14 protein-coding genes are annotated in these 15,998 nt (G+C 61.2%); 6 read left to right on the top strand and 8 right to left on the bottom strand.

Going from position 1 to position 15,998, the window contains the following annotated elements:
• Positions 1-223 precede the first annotated feature (223 nt).
• On the top strand, positions 224-361 hold the full coding sequence (locus ACRY_RS19455; RefSeq protein WP_155856302.1) for a hypothetical protein: 138 nt from the start codon (positions 224-226) through the stop codon (positions 359-361).
• 644 nt (positions 362-1,005) lie between these two features.
• Entirely contained in the window at positions 1,006-3,630 is a 2,625-nt protein-coding gene (locus tag ACRY_RS01240) for a sigma factor-like helix-turn-helix DNA-binding protein (RefSeq protein WP_043508900.1), read from the top strand.
• A 3-nt stretch (positions 3,631-3,633) separates the two neighbouring features.
• Here the strand turns inward: ACRY_RS01240 and ACRY_RS01235 are convergent, their stop codons facing one another.
• The 7 genes from ACRY_RS01235 to ACRY_RS01210 all read right to left on the bottom strand — a co-directional run bounded on the left by ACRY_RS01235 (position 3,634) and on the right by ACRY_RS01210 (position 10,655).
• Positions 3,634-4,155 carry an RES family NAD+ phosphorylase gene (locus ACRY_RS01235; protein ID WP_011930675.1) on the bottom strand — a complete coding sequence of 174 codons (522 nt, stop codon included), beginning with the start codon at positions 4,153-4,155 and terminating at the stop codon, positions 3,634-3,636.
• Entirely contained in the window at positions 4,152-4,505 is a 354-nt protein-coding gene (locus tag ACRY_RS01230; RefSeq protein WP_011930676.1) for an MbcA/ParS/Xre antitoxin family protein, read from the bottom strand. The genes ACRY_RS01235 and ACRY_RS01230 overlap by 4 nt, the downstream gene beginning before the upstream one ends.
• 153 nt (positions 4,506-4,658) lie before the next feature.
• Entirely contained in the window at positions 4,659-6,134 is a 1,476-nt protein-coding gene (locus ACRY_RS01225; protein ID WP_011930677.1) for an AAA family ATPase, read from the bottom strand.
• A gap of 380 nt (positions 6,135-6,514) precedes the next feature.
• The gene (hxsC, locus tag ACRY_RS18520) at positions 6,515-7,615 is read right to left on the bottom strand and encodes a His-Xaa-Ser system radical SAM maturase HxsC (RefSeq protein WP_231295215.1); all 1,101 of its coding nucleotides are present in this window, start codon (positions 7,613-7,615) and stop codon (positions 6,515-6,517) included.
• Positions 7,616-7,683: 68 nt separating this feature from the next.
• Entirely contained in the window at positions 7,684-9,090 is a 1,407-nt protein-coding gene (gene hxsB, locus ACRY_RS01215; protein ID WP_155856313.1) for a His-Xaa-Ser system radical SAM maturase HxsB, read from the bottom strand.
• A 371-nt stretch (positions 9,091-9,461) separates the two neighbouring features.
• Entirely contained in the window at positions 9,462-9,752 is a 291-nt protein-coding gene (hxsA2, locus tag ACRY_RS19450) for a His-Xaa-Ser repeat protein HxsA2 (RefSeq protein ID WP_155856300.1), read from the bottom strand.
• Between the two features lie 345 nt (positions 9,753-10,097).
• On the bottom strand, positions 10,098-10,655 hold the full coding sequence (locus tag ACRY_RS01210; RefSeq protein WP_011930680.1) for a nucleoside 2-deoxyribosyltransferase: 558 nt from the start codon (positions 10,653-10,655) through the stop codon (positions 10,098-10,100).
• 240 nt (positions 10,656-10,895) lie between these two features.
• On the opposite strand from ACRY_RS01210, the gene ACRY_RS18065 reads away from it, so the two are divergent.
• Both ACRY_RS18065 and ACRY_RS18515 read left to right on the top strand, forming a co-directional pair.
• Positions 10,896-11,453, top strand: coding sequence for a hypothetical protein (locus tag ACRY_RS18065; RefSeq protein WP_011930681.1), 558 nt, complete (start codon positions 10,896-10,898; stop codon positions 11,451-11,453).
• A gap of 161 nt (positions 11,454-11,614) precedes the next feature.
• Entirely contained in the window at positions 11,615-12,061 is a 447-nt protein-coding gene (locus ACRY_RS18515; RefSeq protein WP_011930682.1) for a hypothetical protein, read from the top strand.
• Between the two features lie 53 nt (positions 12,062-12,114).
• Here ACRY_RS18515 and ACRY_RS01195 read toward each other — a convergent pair whose 3' ends face one another.
• Entirely contained in the window at positions 12,115-13,278 is a 1,164-nt protein-coding gene (locus ACRY_RS01195) for a hypothetical protein (protein ID WP_011930683.1), read from the bottom strand.
• Between the two features lie 140 nt (positions 13,279-13,418).
• On the opposite strand from ACRY_RS01195, the gene ACRY_RS01190 reads away from it, so the two are divergent.
• Together ACRY_RS01190 and ACRY_RS01185 are read left to right on the top strand one after the other, a co-directional pair.
• Complete coding sequence (locus tag ACRY_RS01190; RefSeq protein ID WP_011930684.1) at positions 13,419-14,525, top strand: hypothetical protein; 1,107 nt, start codon at positions 13,419-13,421, stop codon at positions 14,523-14,525.
• A gap of 148 nt (positions 14,526-14,673) precedes the next feature.
• On the top strand, positions 14,674-15,915 hold the full coding sequence (locus tag ACRY_RS01185; protein WP_011930685.1) for a Fic family protein: 1,242 nt from the start codon (positions 14,674-14,676) through the stop codon (positions 15,913-15,915).
• The last annotated feature ends 83 nt before the right edge of the window (positions 15,916-15,998 follow it).

Below are 15,998 nucleotides of genomic sequence, written 5' to 3'. Positions count from 1 at the left end.
AATCGCAATTCTGCCCGATCGGTATGAAATTCGACAAACCCGGGCAGGGCGGTTTTGCTTTTACCGTTCGGGAAGCCATAGGGTTAGGCGCGCGATGTTCCGGCGATGCGCCGCCGGAGCAGATCCGATCTGGTTCGTCCAAGCAATCGAGTAGGTTTTCCATCATCTCCGGGTCGTTACGCCGGTCGGACCAGTCGAAGATCCGTTGCTCCATCGGGCCTAGATGAGCCGCATCGAAGACAAGGTGCTCTGGGACGGCAACACGACCACCTCCGATTTTGAACACCAAGATCTGGGCGACAAAGCAGCGCGTCAAATCGATGAGTTCAATGCCAATGCCCGCGCGACTGGTCTGGACTGATGGCCATGATCGTGCGCCGGGCGGTTTTCGACACGCCGATCGGGTGCATGGTCGAGATGCAAGGGGGGCGGTGGTGAAAGCGGTGACCGATTCTTCGGTCGTCGGACCGTCGCGGGCTTCGCCGAAAGCGATCAGGCCGGGCTTTCGACGCATCGCGTCGGCGATGGAGGCTGCCCAATACTGTTGTCTTGCCTGAGCCGGTCGGATCAGAGTCCTATTAGTCTTGATCATAGATGATTCCACTGTATATGGCTTCGGAATCATGAAAAGTGTGAATTGAGCAGATAATTCTATATTTCCACCGCCGTTTCAAAATTATGTTGGCCACACAAACTGGTTTTATGATTCAAGGCATGCAGTACGTTTGTGTCTTAATTCGTCCCGCTTCGAACGTTTGAAGCATTGCATTCAGGAATTTCATAATTTCTTACGGGGATCAGAAAAGTATTTCTATAGAACATCGTGAACTAAGCCACCTAATATACTACCAAATCTAGATCGATATTGTATCGATTGTGAGTCATCTGAATTTCAATATTTAAATCAGATTTTCCGAAAATGCAGTCGCGTATTTGTTGATATAAATGCATTCTATATATATTCTATTTTTATCCCAACTCCAGAGGGTCAGCAGGCTGAAACACATGAACGCTTCCGGCACGACGCTTCGAGACGCCCTGGACGAGATCGAGCTGGCCCGACCGACCGCCCAGGCGGTTTCGGAGAATCCCGACAGTCCGCTGATGACCATGAGCGTCGCGAACGTACTCGACCTCAGAAACGCGCTGCTGAGCCGGGAGGTCTCCTTCAGAGGCTTCTCCGTGCCGATCCTCAAGCAGATCTTCAGCCACCTCGACGAGGCGGGTTACTCGCATGCCGGTGCGGCCCGGGCCCAGATGAATGCGCGCCAGCAAGACGACGCGCGCGTCGCGGCTCTCGCGGCGGTTTTCCGCGTGCTTGCCCTTGTTCCCTTCCCCGAAGCGCTGCTGGAGGCGGACCCCGCTATCCGGCTGCGCCGGATCCTCGAGGATTTCGTCGCGGCACGGGACAGCAAGGATGACTGGCGGGCTGGCGTCCACACGCTGGCCGACCTGCTCTCGGACTGGAAAGGGATCATGACCCGCCTCCAGCAAGCCGACAATTTCGGGGCCAAAAGCACGACAGACCTCAAGTTGCTGGTCGACGGCGCGCTCCTGCGCGCGACCGAGGCCGTGGCCAGCGTTGTCAGCAAGAAGGATGTCGCCACCGAACGGCTGAACCTTGCCGGCATCCTGGCCGGCGACATTCCGGTTCCGCTGCAGCACATGATCGGGCGCGCCGACCTCGACAAGGTCCGCGACGCGCTCCCAGCCTTCCTCGCTGAACCCGCGCATCACCTTCTCGGTGGCAGCCACGGGCGGAAGAACCGCGCAACCGAGCTTCCCGGCTTCCCCGGCGTCATCATGCGCAATGAGAAGCAGGCGCAGATCCTGGCCATGCGCTACGGCTTCTTCGACAAGCCGGCGACGCTCGATGTCGTGTCCAATACCGTCGGGATCACCAAGGAGCGCGTGCGCCAGATCGAGGTGGAGGCGGTCAAGCATCTCGGCCGCGAGCCTTCGCGGCAGAAGGTCGAGCCGATCATCGAGGCGCATCTGCCTCAACTGATCGAGATCCTGACCGACGGAACCGGCTACCTGCCCGATGAGGCATCCGGCGAGATCAACCGCAAGGCGATGATCGCCCACGGCGTGCCGGGAACCGTGGTACTGGGCCTCGAGGCCCTGTTCCCGAGCGCGTCGGACCTGGCCAACCGTTACGGCACCAGGCAAGGCAATGGCTGGCTGCTTGGCCTCGACGACAAGGCACGCGGGCGGGCCCAGGCGACCAGCAAGCTGCTGTCGACCAGGCTGCGCGGCCGGCGCAACGCCATCCTGGTGTCCGACGCCATGGAGGCGGCCGGCGCAACGACGAGCGAGATCAGTGCTGCCGTCGCCATGGTTCCCGGCGCCGCGATCGTCGGCCGCCACATCATCCGGGACATCGACCAGCTCAACGAGCGCCGCGCCTATCAGCTCTATGACCTCGCGATCAAGCTGGACGACGGCGCGCCGTTCGACCTGACGCGCCTGTGCGAGGCTTATGCGGCGGCCACGCCGGAAGAGAACAACATGCCCAACTGCGTCCCGCGCGCCATTGCCGGGGCGAAGGGCATGTTCCTCAATGTGATCGACCGGATCTGGTTCCCGCTACAGGAGAAGCTGCCTGAACGCCCGGCCGGGCACGCCCCCCTGCCCTACACGATCCGGCCGGACATGTCGCAGACCTCCATCTGGCGGCGGCCGTTCGGCGAGAACACGGTTGCCCATTTCCTGCATGGCCAGATCACCCGCCACGGCCCCATCCGCACGCTGGATCTCGCGGAACTCACCCTGCCCGAGAACTACGGCTCGCGCAGCGAGACGCTCAGCGGTGCCCAGCCGATCATGAAGATGAACCCGAACTTCGTGCACCTGTCGCCGGGGATCTACGGGCTCGTCGAGCAACTGCCGAAGCTGACCGACCCGCGGCGGGCACTTCCGGAGGTGCTCCTCGCCGACCGGATCGTCCGGGCATACACCGATGCCAGGCGCGTATCGCCGGCCGCGGCGCGGATCTACCCGATCTGGGACATGGCGTTCGAATACCGGCTGGCCCGCTGGGCGGCCGAACACGCCAACAAGAAGGTCGCGGGAGCCCTTTTCGACGTGGTCGATCCGCGGATGTGGCCGATCGCGGAGGACGAAATCACGCGGTGGCAGGCGGTCAAGGCCGAGATGTCCGATCGCAAGCAGCATCACCAGACCGAGCAGCCGGACGAATATGCCCTGCCGCCGGCGGACCGGTTCCTCGCCTCCATGATCACCCTATGGTGGATGGGGGAGATATCCTGGACGCTGATCGGACGGACCACCAACCAGCGCGATATGCACACGCCGGCCTCTCACCTGGCGCTCCTCGCGCGCTTCGGCCTGGCCCGCGCACCGAAGCACTGGCAGGACCGCCATCTGCCGACCGCCGACCTGCGGCCGACGCTGGAGGCAGTGATCCGCGATGCGGTGCACGCTGATGGCATCAGCTGGCGTAATCCGGAGATGCGAGCCCTGCTTTCGCGTGATGCGGGGCCCGGGGGCTGGGTCGACAACGATGCCGTGAGCCGTGCGCTTCAGCGGCCAGGTGACCCGCAGCTCTCGGTTTACGGCCGGACCAAGGTGCGACGGGGACGCGTGCTGCAGCCGGTTAACGGCTGACGGTCAGGCGGGAAGAGGGGGCACGGCGAGCCGTCCCTGGTCGTCAATCAACACAAGCCGAGACGGTGTTGATGAGCCCCACTTCCAAAGCACGAGGTTAAGGTCACTCGGTGTAGCCCCCGCCACGTAGCTTGGAACCAGCAGCGCGCAATAGTTCTTGGCAATCAGACGGCTCGCAAAGACCTGCGTTTGCGACTGCTTGCCGGCCTTCATCTCATCGCGCCATGTTTGAGAGGCAAGAGTCCCCGGCGAGAACCCCTCGGCTTCGACGGCAGATACATCACGAGCGTCGAAGACACGCTCGATCTCGGCGTCGTATGAAACGAGTGTGGTCGGCTGTAATGCACCGGCCTGGTTGGCTTCGCGCAAAGCCGTCATAACTGAAATGGAACAGTAAATCGCAGGAACGCCACGCGGATTGAATCTACCGCCGTAAAGACGCGCTCCTTCACCAGACATGGGGTCGGCTGCATAAATCGGATTGATTGCCCGGTAGAGAAGCCCTTTGTAGGAAGCGGCCGTCAAGCGTGAATACCGGCGTCCACGGCATCAAGATATTCGAGCACTTCATTGGCTCGGCCATGCATGACCAACTGCATTGGTGTTTGCCCCGAAAAGCCGGGAAGAGGCTGTGAGCGGTACCAGGCGTAGGCCATCAGGAGTGATCCGAACCGTGGTGTAGACTTGTTCAGGATCTCCACCATTTCACGCAGACGGCGCTGGGTTCTGTCAGATTGGACCCGATTGGCGCGCTGCACAGCATCACGTCCGAGACCCGCCGAGCGGGCGACGTCTTCGCTCGACGTTTTCAACTCCTTCGCAATCTTCTGCGGCGCGAAGTAGCCATGATCAGAGAACTGCAAGATATTGAACATGTGTCACCTAATCGACCGCGGGTTCTGACGCTAAATAGCGTCAATCGCCGTGGCTTTCAAGGCCGCAAACCTGCGTTCCGACCGCCAGCCGACTTGACGCCGAATGGTCGCGTGGTCGTTCTGTCAAAGCCAGGTTTTGAGCTGGTCAAACTCTCAATGCCGGCTGGCTGACCGGTCCCGCTGACGCAGCCAGTGCTCCAGCACCGTCTGGAGCTGCCGGACGGATCCACCGCCCCAGATCCCGGTGATCGCCTCGATCTCATCGAGGCCGAGAGGCTCGATCATCGCAGCTCCTGGACCGCGCTCGGCCACGACCTGCCGGAGCAGCGCCTTCACCAGGTGGGGACCGTGTTCGGCAGACGGATCGGCAATGCGGCTCACCATCCGGAACCGGTCACGGATCGCGGGCGGCAGGTCCTTCGTGGAGTTGGCCGTGGCCAGCCAGTTCACATGTCGCAGGTCGATCGGGGCCTCGACATGCGGGTCGTACCAGCCGGACGCCTGCTTGCGGTCCATCATGCCCAGCAGCACGTCGAGCAGGTTGCCGTTGTAGCGGCTGGTGCCGGCCTTCTCGATCTCGTCGAGGATGATCACCGGATTGGCGATCTGGTGCGAGGCGATCAGGCTCAGCGGCAGCGACGGCGAGGTGGTGGACCATTTCCGGGAGGCGCCGCGGAACGAGACGGAGTCGGTATCGCCGCCACACGGATATTTCAGGTAGGGGATCTCCAGCACCAGGCAGGCCGCCTCGACGAAGCTGGTCTTGCCGACCCCCGGGTTGCCGACCAGGATCCGGGGCGTCCATGCGACGTGATCGCGCGTCGTCAGGTCCCAGTAGAGATCGTCGATCGCGGTGGCGGCATGAGGGAAGTCGGCCACCATCCGCTCGCGGAACGTATCCAGGCGGTTCGAGCGGAACAGCGGAAGCGGCTTCTGCACCAGGCTGGTCACTGCCTTGTCCGCCCGCTTCGCGCTGTCATTGTCGCTGTTGCCGATCTCGCGCACAACGATGACGCCCGTGGCGACATCCCGCCTGGGGTCGGTCGCGCCTGCAGCCACCTCCGCCGGTGCGACTGCATCGTCGCTCGTGTCCAGCTCGGCGACGCGCTGGTTCCAGTGGAACGGCAGCGCTCGCCATATGTCCTCACCGAAGATCTCGAGGCCGACCTCCTCGGTGAGCCCCATCCACGCGAGCAACATCTCGAGCGTCTCGCAGCGGGTCTTCAGCGGCAGCGAGCGGAACTCCATGCCGAACAGTAGTTTGACCGCGCCGTGCAGGTTCAGGGCCCCCGGCGGCAGGCCGGCCGGGATCAGCCGGCGCACGGCGTCATGCACGCGCCCGGCCTGCTCGCGGTCGAGCCCGGTGGGCTGGATGATGGCAAGGATCGCGGGCGCGATGATGTTGCGGGCCGCCCAGTTCGAGACCCGGTCATTCATGCCGGGCGCCGGGACAATCGGTGGCGCGGGTGGATCTTCGAGCCCCCAGTCGCCGCGGGTGCCTGCCACCGGTGTACCGCCACGCCCGCGGCGCAGGGGCACATGAAGCTCGCCAGCGTCGTCGAAAACGCCAATACCATCTTCCAGCAAGCCGCTGATATCGTCGGTCGGATTGCCGGAAGCCTTGGTCATCTAATTCTGCCCGTCAGTTTTGATCGGGCGCATGCCGAATGCAGCGCCACGCCGCGAATCAAACAGACGGCCAAGGCGAAAGCAAGCGAACAAGCGGTCGCGCGCGCCCGTTGCCGGGGTATAGTGATGTCCCACTTGGGAACCACTTATGACAACAGGTAAGAGTCGCTGCCCCACCTAGATGCGCATGACGCTCAGATTCCGACCTCGGCAGCGGTTCACGGAAGAGCAGATTATTAGCGTTATCCAAATCGTGAGGAGCGGTCGGAACTAAGTGATCGTGTCGACGCATCTATTATTACAGCAAGGATTGAACCGCCGATCGGTGTTGAAATGAACTGGTTTAGAATCGCGTCCTATCGCCGGTGCAGGGTGCCAATTCACAATTTGATCGGCCGCACCTTACGCCCTACCGCTTTACGACCACTCGAAAAAAAGCCAGGGCAATCCCCACGCTTCGCACACTCTTCGCACTCCGGAAGAAATCCATTTTTCCAATCAGAAATCGACTGAACGGAAGCCGGCCAAACTGGTCGAGGAAGGAGGCATAATGGTAAATTGTAGACAGAGACGCGGATACCTGCGCTTTGTAAGATCAAGACCGCCTCGGCGAGTTGGGCGGCATATTCAGTTGGCTCGATCCAGAGTTGATCCTGATTGGCTATAGCAAAGCCTGTTTGTTCGAGTCCCATTAGCGCTACGTGATCTACGAACGGGAGATTCCGTCCCAGCCAGATTGCCGTCTCGACCAATCGAGGTACGCTAAGCGCATGCAGAACAACCCGCACCTCCACGCGCTGTCCCTGATCCTTGAGGCGAAGGATACCCATGACCGTCTCATCGAAGGCGCCCATACTTTGCACGATATAGTCATGGAGATGTCCGGCAGCCGCGTATATCGGGATGCCTGCGGTCAGGCTCGGATGCCGAAGGGCGGCCCAGGCTACGGCGATTGGGGGCTTTGCAAATGCCCGCCCATTTGTCAGTACGTGGAGTGCGACCGATGGAAGTTGATCTTTAGCCAAGGATAATAAGTTGATAAATCGCTCCCAATCGGTCATCGGCTCTCCCCCGGTGAACCCTAGAGACCGAGGTTGCGGGTTAAGGAGTGGGAAACACTCTGCAATTTCGTCGATGATCCAACCGTCTGAGACATTCCGTGGCGGCTGTGAGCACATCAAGCACCAGTGATTGCACCGCTCTGTTACAAGAAATGCATTATGCTGTGACGCTCTGCGATAAAGGGTGCGGATATGATTCGTATTTGGGTGGACGCGAAGGATGTCACCATCAGACAGATAATCGAAGCGGCCGTCGAGGAGTATGAGTTGGTCAAAGCCAGTCGCCTTATCGGTGGATAACCCAATGCCGACGGCTGACTTAAAACCGGACCTCTTTGCGTTTTCCGCATCATCAACCGAGCGAATTAACGCTGCATCGGCTGGACCTTGGGCGCAAGATGCAGGATCTTGTACCCTCACGATGAAGCGGTTAGCGGATACGTTACTCCAACATATTGTAATTGCCCGCCCGGCGAGAGCCAGTGGTGTCACGACGCCCACCCCCGCAATATCGCCGCATCATCTGGCGACTTTTCCAAGAGATTCGCCAGAAAGCCAATGATGCGCTTTTGGCGGCCGCAGAATTCCGAAAACCGCTTAATGCCAACCGGATCGCCCTGCGTGGCATGATGATAAACCGGATCGGCCCCACAGTGCGGCTCAAACGCGCAGGATGAACATTGTGGCGCAGACTGCGTTAAGGACCGACTCGCCAGATCAATCAACTTCTCGGACAGTGCCAATTTCGCGTAGTCGGCGGAGGCAAGATTGCCAAGCTTGAATGTTCTGTCGCCCATTTCCGCCAACATACGTCCCTCGTCGGACGCGAATACGTCTCCATCATAATTATATACCAAGGTGCCTAAGCCGGCCCCCATCGGGCTGCGTAGATCGACGTAGCCATCTGCGCGGTCAGTAAGCATACGTCGCAAGAGCAGCGACGCATAAAACTCTGGAAAGCGGCGGCCCGATTTATTGATTTCGAGGATGTATTTTAGCCCACGCACATAAAATCGAAACCAAGCCTCGCCGTCATATTTGGAGAACTGCCGGGTTTTCATAGCAAATCCATACGGGGAAAGTGGGCGCAAAAATATTCCCTCTAGTCCGAGTGCCAAATACTCATCGATTATCTCTTCAGCACGATCCAAGCTTGCTTCAGTCGTTGTCATCAGCGCGCCAACTCGGTCCCGTCCGAGCACGCCCTGTGCTCGCTGGATGTTACGCACGGCAAGCTCATGGCTATTCCCGCCGGGGCGGGGACGATTCCGATTGTGTAGATCCGCGGGACCATCGAGTGAAGTTGAAATTAGAACCGACCGCTGCTTGCAAAAGTCGAGGATGTCATCGTCTAGCATCGCAAGGTTCGACGCAATCACGAATTGCACGCTTTTGCCGAGGCTGACGGCCTCCTTGCTCGCCACGTCTACTACTCGCTGAATAAGATCGAAATTGAGTAAGGGTTCCCCTCCTTGGAATTCTATCTTGAGGCTGTCGCCTGGCGTCGACATAGCCACGTCGATCGCTCGCATCGCGGTTTCATCCGACATGTCAAACTGGTTTCGATCGGAACTCTGACGCGAGACCTGGCAGTACGGGCACGAGTGCTCGCAACGCAATGTCACGACAAAGATGTGTAGGGGCGTGGGGTTACGAAGAAAAGCCAAGCGACTCCGGAGGCGTAGGGCAAGGAGTTCGAGGGGCGCCCGTTCGCTCCCAACAGAAACAAGTAATTTTTCCCTAGCACGCTCGAACAGTCCATCTCCCGGCTTTAGATCGAGTGAAACTAACCGACTCATTTCATTATCTGTGGCAAACATAAGCTCGCCAACAAAATTCGAAATTATAACAACGTCATCCGAGATACGTTCAAACCGAAACGGCAGAAGCCGCATTGCCCGCGGATCTGGTTCAAAGGCTTCAGGCTTGAGAAAACTAGCCACAATATTTCTCTACCTACTTTTGTCCTGATTTCTTTGAATCGGCTATAGCGCCGAATGCGAGCGCCAAGATCAAATTGCGAACAGGCTCTGTCTCCCGCGAGATCTTAGCCCGAAGATTTTCGTCAGTGACAAGGTCCAAGAACCTTCGACGAATGAATTCACTGTCGTACGTCGTGTCAGGCGGGGATATTAAATGGCATTTATAAAGCCCAGCGTCTTGCTCTATCTTGCAGGAAGCAATTCCAATTAGTCGGTAGGCGGCTTCTTGGAGGGGACCCAACTCCTGTGTCGACGTGCTAAACGCGACAATTACGTCGGGCACTTCAATAGCTGCTTGAGTAATGCGATGCGTGTGAGCTATGCGACGAGTGAGAATAATGTTCTGCCATGACAATACGACCGTCAGGAGCACGATCAACAGTGAAGCTGAGAAGATCCTGTCCGACCGAGACGAAGGTATTCGGTTCGCCGGTTTGTACTCCCGGATTCACGTCATTTGCGTTGTCGCTGGGCAATGTATTCGACTTGGGTCCCGCGACAGCGCCCGGAATAACAGCCGTAATTGCCGCAAGGGCCGCGGCCAGACTCAAAATTTTCGGGGATCCAGCGCCCATCTTAGGTTAAACTCCATGCGCAAAGGTCAAAAGATATAAGCTCCCGGGAGAGGCTGGCGGCCCTCTCAATATTCCGAACATAGATTACCGAGTGCTCTATGCCAATATCGAATTGGCGTCGTTAAATCGAACAAATCAGGTGCTAATCGCCGTACGGAGTTGAAAGTTCCCCCTCACGCGAATGCCTGGACAACGCCTTTAGTTCGTTGAGTGCCAACCACGGACGCTTAGCATGCACCATTCGATGGCAGTTCGCAAAGAGCAGAGCAAGGTCCCCGCGCGCGCCCGTTGCCCACAATATATTGCGCATATCCAGAACAAGATGAGAACATGTGGTGATCTGTGTCAGGCGAGATGGGCGGCTGCCGCGCGGAGCGCGGAGAGGAAGTCGGGGTGAACGCGCTCGCCGACGACCGAGCAGGTGAGCATCAGGTTGTCGACCTCGCCGAAATCCTCGACCATCATGCCATCGCGGTCCCGGGTGATGCCGTCCTGCACCGAGAATGGTGCGCAATGCCAGTTCGAGATCTTCTCGCGGGTCGTCCTCAGGTCTGAGGTGTACGCGAAGACCGGGAGGCCGAGGCCATAGGCCATCCCCATCTCCCACGCTGTGCCGTTATCCGCGCCCGGGCTGCGGAAGGGGTCGATGTTCGCAAGCACCGCGTCGCAGGTGCGGAGGCGATCGGCATTCGCTCGAAAGATCGCCCGCGCGACCTCTGAAGGTGGCTGGCCGGCGCGCAGCATCGTGTCGATGCCGGCGACCATATCATTGTCCGCCGGGTAGACGCCCGTCACGCCGTGCGCGGCGCAGAGCTGGATGAGGTGCGCACCATGGGTGTCGGAATCGGCCCGGAAGACGTCAGGGCCGGCGAGATAGACGCGGGGCTTGTCGCTCCTCATCATGCCGCCTGCGCCTCGGCCACGGTCTCATGTGTGATGGCCTCCTCCCCGCTGACATGCTCGAAGGGGAGCCAGCCCCGGCTGAGGGGCTCGTGAGGGATGGCGAACGGCATTGCTTGGCACCTCTCCAGCGCAGGAGAACCGGGTGTCGGGCATTATGGGCGGCGGGCCGACAAAAATCAATCAGACATTGAAAAATAGCCGTTATTTTCTATAGCATGAAAAAGCCACCGGAGACCCATCATGCCCAACTATTACAGCACCGTCGCCGTTCATGAGCCGCTGCCGCTGGCTTTGCTTTCCACGTTGGAGCGCGAGATCCTGGGCGCCGCCTTTCAGGATGCACAGCCGGACGGTGAGTTGATTCATCTGTTTGCCAGCGAGACGGCCGGGGGTTTCCTGGAGATGCGTCTCTCGGAGTTGCGCAAGGCATTCGAGAACCTTCCGGACAGGGCCACCGGTGTCGGCCGCACCCTCGCCGCTCCACTGGAAGCCGCGGCGGCTGGGGGCAGCGGCGACGATGACATGGTCACGGTCGATATCGACGAGGACGCGTGGCTGTCGGTGCTGCAGGACATCTCCGCGCGCATGCCCCAGCAGATGATCCGGGTCACGGCGGCCTGGACCTGCAGCAAGCCTGAGCCGCAGGCCACTGGCGGCAGCGCGATGCTGGTCACGCCGAAGTCGATCTTCCGCGGCAGCACGGACAGCCTGATGGCGCAGTTCATTGACGAGGCCAGCCAGGAGATCGGACATCTTGACGAGGTCACGCCGGAGCCGGGGCCCGAGCCGCAGCCGTGACCCCGGCTTTCGCCCGGCCGCACCTCGCCCGTGCCATCGCCGCGGTGGCAGCGTCAGGGCGGGGCCCGTGGCAGACTGGTGCCCCTGCATTTCTGCTGGGTAGGCACGGGAGTCTCTCACGGCTCGAAATTGGCGAGGCGCACGCGGCCTCTGCGGAGCGGATGCTGCGGCCCCTTTTACGGCAGGTGGAAGATGCGAAGGTTCTCTCGTCGGATGCCTGCGGGGCGGAGGGGATTTCCATCTGCCTCACCGATGCTCGTGACACCGAGACAGGGGCACCCTTCATTGCATGCCGCTTAAACGAGGGGGGCGTCGTCGCCGTTTCAGGTTACGGCATGATTTTCGTCGCTCCTCCGTGGCGGGGCCTGGGTCTCGGCGCCGAACTCTCCCTCTATTCCAGGATGCTGGAGGATGATGACGGGCATGGAGCGCACCTCTACTCTCCGGGCGGCCTGGCTGCGGCCATCAGCGGCTATGAGCTCGGGTGCCGGATCGGCGCTGATCTCGGCTATCATGACCGGCTGGCCGATGTCATGATCGATGCTGGCCTGATGCGCAGGCGCTACGGGCTTGATCGGCCACGCGGATCGCCATCACCGGAGGCGTAGACGCCTCGGCTGCGACTGCATGAGGGGACAGGCCGGAGGGCCTGCGCGCCTTCTCACCCCGGAGATGGCCCGGGCCCCTGCGCATCTTCATCGGACGGCCCGCGTGTCGGGCCCGTCACAACCTCTTCAAGAGCGGCCACTCCGTCGAAATTCGGCGCCTCCCGGACGAAGTATCGCATCTCGTCATGGCGGAGCTCCAAAAGCGTGTCGCCAGCCCTCCCCCCGGCTGCCTCATCGGCGCGCTCAATGCCGTGGACGCCGGCAAAGCCGAAGAGCCCTGGCGCGGCATCGACCAGCCATCGGCCGCCATTTTCCTCGACGTCCGGATGCACTGCGGTGGCGAGCGAATGGTAGACCGCGCCGGGCAGGCGGGCGAGCTGGGCGCGAAGACGCTCCATGGTCGCCTCGTCGACCGTGAAGCCGGCATCCTCGAGGACCTTCCACGGCTGGCAGCCGCTGGCGATGTGGGTAGCCAGGAGCCGGTTGCCGTCCCACAGGCCATAGCTCCGTTCGGAGCGCATAAGCTGCCCGACGAGCCAGCCGGCTGCCTCGGGCGGGATCATCCGCCGATCGAGGTCGCCATGATCGAGGAGGAGCCCCACGACCGCGTCCTGCATCACCTCGGTCGCAATGCCGGGTCTTGGCAGCCGGCCGAAATGCAACTCCCGGCAGGGCGCGTTGGCCGGGATCTTCCAGAACTCCCACCCACGCGGCTGGATGAGCGAGGCGACGCGGTCGGGGGAGAGGATGCCGGGACTCTGGGCGGCTGGATCGAGGACATGGATTCCCCGAGCGTCCGCGTGGGTCGCGAGGATCCAGTGCTTCATGCCGAAGAAGAGGCACCTAAGCATGGCCATGTTGCCGGCCTTCAGCCAGCCGATCAGGTCTTCCATCCGGCCCGGCCCCGCACCGTCTGCGGTCGGCGGCATCCGCTCGTGCGGGATGCCATAGAGATCGAGGCCGCGCTTCATCTCGATCTCTGTCGTCCCGGTCCGGGGGCTGGTCCCCATCATGCCGGCGATGACCTCGGGATGGAGGCGCGGCGGATCGGGCTCGCCAGCAAGGAGGATGCTGGAAAGCATGCGCACGCAGGTCGATCCGCAGGTGAAGCCGTTCGGCTGCCGCATGTGGTGCCACACATAGTGCTCGCGATCGGCCGCTTCCGGGCGGGCCTGGCTGGTTTGGCCGGACTGGCCGGACTGACTTTGACCGCTCATTGATTCATCTCCGGGTTTCCCGGCCAGAATACATTCTGAATGTGCAAAAAACGAAGATGAAACTTCATAATTCCTCACCAAAATTGTATTGTAAGTGCGGTGAGCGCGCCGCTCTATCGAGTATGGTCGGGAGATGTCGAATGCTTCTGTGTGATCAGGTCGTCGCGATGAGAAACAGGATCCTCGCTGTCCCGGGAGCGCTGCAAGCGGCGACTTCCTCGATCCAGCGGATCGTCTCGGTCGCGGACACGCTGCCCTCGGCGCCGCGCTTCATCCTGGCCAACGACGTGACGGAGGCGTTGATCACCAGCTCGATCGACTACCCCGAGGCGCTCACCGGCTGCATCGATGCGATCCGGATTCCGTGGCGGTGCGCCTGGTTCGAGTGGGATGACGATTTTGCCCGGGATACCTGGCGGCGGGCGCATGTCCGCCAGCGGGTTCAGGATGACAATTTCATGCCGAAGCGGGTCGGCTTCATCGTCGAGACCGACGAAGGCGGTCGGAGAGGCGAGATTTCCGTGCTCTGGCCGGTGCCGGAGTCCGACGGCAAGGGCGGCCTGACAAGCAACTACGACGGCATGGTGATGTCGAACCTGCCCACGGTCCACTTCGACCTCGACCGGCAGGATCTCGACGCTCGGGTCATGGTCGGAGCCGCTTCCCTCGAGCGTGCAACCGGGATTCCCATCCCGGAGATCGGGTTCAACAATGAGCTTGAACCAGGGCGAGCTCGCTACCTCGACCGGATTCGAGCCACGATGATGATGGACTGGAGCAATTCCGGGGTCGCCAAGCTCATTACTCATCTGGGCCACTACAATCCGGTCGAATTCGTCTCGAACGCCGTCGCGGACATCTGGTCGGAGTACTGCATGCTGGTCCCCGCCGCGGCGATGATGAATGCCCGGCAGGCGGTGCGCACGGCCCCGGTCGACCGCACCCGGCTCAACAAGGCCCGGCTGAAGTCAGGCCGGAGTCCCCTGCTCGATCACCAGGTCGTGTCGATGAACGTCTCGCCGGAGGAGCGTGCCGAGCGCCGGCGGGTGGCCGCAGGTGGTGCGGCACGTCCGCGCGCGACGCACTGGGTGCGCGGCCATCTGGTCCATCGTGGCGGGACGATCTTCTGGCGCCGGCCACATATCCGCATGGGGGTTGGCGACGTACCGGTCGGGCGGACGGTCCGGGTGCACGGACAGCCGGAGATTCGACCCGAGGTGGACGACATGCCGGCGCCTGGCCAGTGAGCGTCCGAAATCGAGTGTCTGTTGCGGTCAAAAGTTCGGACATCTTAGCGGCCGAATTTATTCCAAAAAATAAAATATAATAGTAATATGCAGGGAATTATGATATCCAGTCTTGGACAATAGACCGGACATATTATGGGTCAAAAAGATGCGTGAATTTCCTGGTTCCCTGACCTTGATGCCGGAAGAGGGGCGCGCAGGTTATGGCCACCTGCTCGACCTGTCCTTCAGCCTCGCGGCGGAGTCGGCGGAGCTTGGCGGGATGATGCGGGCTCCGACAAGACGCGCCATCGCGCGGCTCGTTCGGGCGATGGACTGCTACTACAGCAACCTGATCGAGGGGCGTGAGGCGCGCCCGAAAGACATCCAGCGCGCACTGTCGGAGAATTACTCGTCTGATCCGGCCGTCCGGGACAAGCAGGTGGAGGCGCGTGCGCACATCAAGGTCCAGGAACGGATCGATGATGGAGCCTATGATCGCCTTGGTCTCGGCACGGAGTTGATCAGGTCGATCCACAAGGACTTCTACCTGCACATGCCGGAATCGTTCAGGTCAGTGGAGCTGAACGGAGTTCGGCACCGCGTCGTGCCGGGCGAGTTCCGGAACCTGTATGTGGTGGTGGGACGTCACGAGGCGGTCGCGCCGGAGATGGTGCCTGGGTTCATGGCACATTTCGAGGCCGGCTATAGAGGCGTCGGACCCGCCTTCTCCCTGATCGCCGCAGCGGCCTCACATCACCGGCTGGCCTGGATCCATCCCTTCCTCGACGGGAATGGCCGCACCGCGCGCCTCTACACCCATGCCTGGTTCAGGCGCTTCACGAAGGGAGCGGATCTCTGGTCGGTGTCGCGGGGCCTAGCCAGGACGCTCGGTGATTACCGCTCCAAGCTGGCGCGGGCCGACTATCCGCCACAGGGGGGCACCGATGGCCGCGGCACGCTATCCGCGTCTGGCCTCGCGGAGTTCTGCGCGTATTTCCTCGAGACTGCTCTCGATCAGGTCCGGTTCATGCGTGACATGCTGGCTCCGGACACCCTGCTTCCGCGGCTCAGGCTGTTCGTCCAGCATGAGGCCGAGGCCGGGCGCCTCGATCCCCGGGCGTTCGCCATTCTCGAGCTGGCCTATCTGCGTGGGCATGTGCCGAAGGGGGAAGTCGAGACCTTGCTTGGCGTGTCCGAACGGCACGCGCGCCGCATCGTCACGCCGCTGGTTGAGCAGGGCCTCCTTGAATCCGAAGGTCGATCGGCCCCCTTCACGATAGGCTTTCCGCTGGAGGAGGCAGATCTCGTCTTCCCGCGCCTGTTCCAGATGCCGGCAGCTGCTACTCAGGCCAAATTCCTTGATGCTGTCCGCTCGGATGATGCGGTGGATGACATGCCGGCGCCCTGAAGGCGCGCCGATCTTAATCTCGAATCAAGACATCGAGAGCACTTTCAAGCGAATGCCTCTGCCCCGGGGAGTCCCGTGGCCGG

The organism is Acidiphilium cryptum JF-5 (assembly GCF_000016725.1).
GTDB lineage: Bacteria > Pseudomonadota > Alphaproteobacteria > Acetobacterales > Acetobacteraceae > Acidiphilium > Acidiphilium multivorum.
Note: the sequence above shows the minus strand (reverse complement) of the source record. Positions and strands in the feature narration are given on the sequence as shown.

Bases quoted from the DNA above. Each gene is read 5' to 3' on its own strand.
- ACRY_RS01240 (WP_043508900.1), top strand. From the start codon at position 1,006: ATGAACGCTTCCGGCACGACGCTTCGAGACGCCCTGGACGAGATCGAG.
- ACRY_RS01210 (WP_011930680.1), bottom strand. From the start codon at position 10,655: ATGATGAGGAGCGACAAGCCCCGCGTCTATCTCGCCGGCCCTGACGTC.
- ACRY_RS01225 (WP_011930677.1), bottom strand. From the start codon at position 6,134: ATGACCAAGGCTTCCGGCAATCCGACCGACGATATCAGCGGCTTGCTG.
- ACRY_RS19455 (WP_155856302.1), top strand. From the start codon at position 224: ATGAGCCGCATCGAAGACAAGGTGCTCTGGGACGGCAACACGACCACC.
- ACRY_RS18065 (WP_011930681.1), top strand. From the start codon at position 10,896: ATGCCCAACTATTACAGCACCGTCGCCGTTCATGAGCCGCTGCCGCTG.
- hxsB (WP_155856313.1), bottom strand. From the start codon at position 9,090: ATGCGGCTTCTGCCGTTTCGGTTTGAACGTATCTCGGATGACGTTGTT.
- ACRY_RS01230 (WP_011930676.1), bottom strand. From the start codon at position 4,505: ATGTTCAATATCTTGCAGTTCTCTGATCATGGCTACTTCGCGCCGCAG.
- ACRY_RS01195 (WP_011930683.1), bottom strand. From the start codon at position 13,278: ATGAGCGGTCAAAGTCAGTCCGGCCAGTCCGGCCAAACCAGCCAGGCC.
- ACRY_RS18515 (WP_011930682.1), top strand. From the start codon at position 11,615: ATGCTGCGGCCCCTTTTACGGCAGGTGGAAGATGCGAAGGTTCTCTCG.
- ACRY_RS01190 (WP_011930684.1), top strand. From the start codon at position 13,419: ATGCTTCTGTGTGATCAGGTCGTCGCGATGAGAAACAGGATCCTCGCT.
- hxsA2 (WP_155856300.1), bottom strand. From the start codon at position 9,752: ATGGGCGCTGGATCCCCGAAAATTTTGAGTCTGGCCGCGGCCCTTGCG.
- ACRY_RS01185 (WP_011930685.1), top strand. From the start codon at position 14,674: ATGCGTGAATTTCCTGGTTCCCTGACCTTGATGCCGGAAGAGGGGCGC.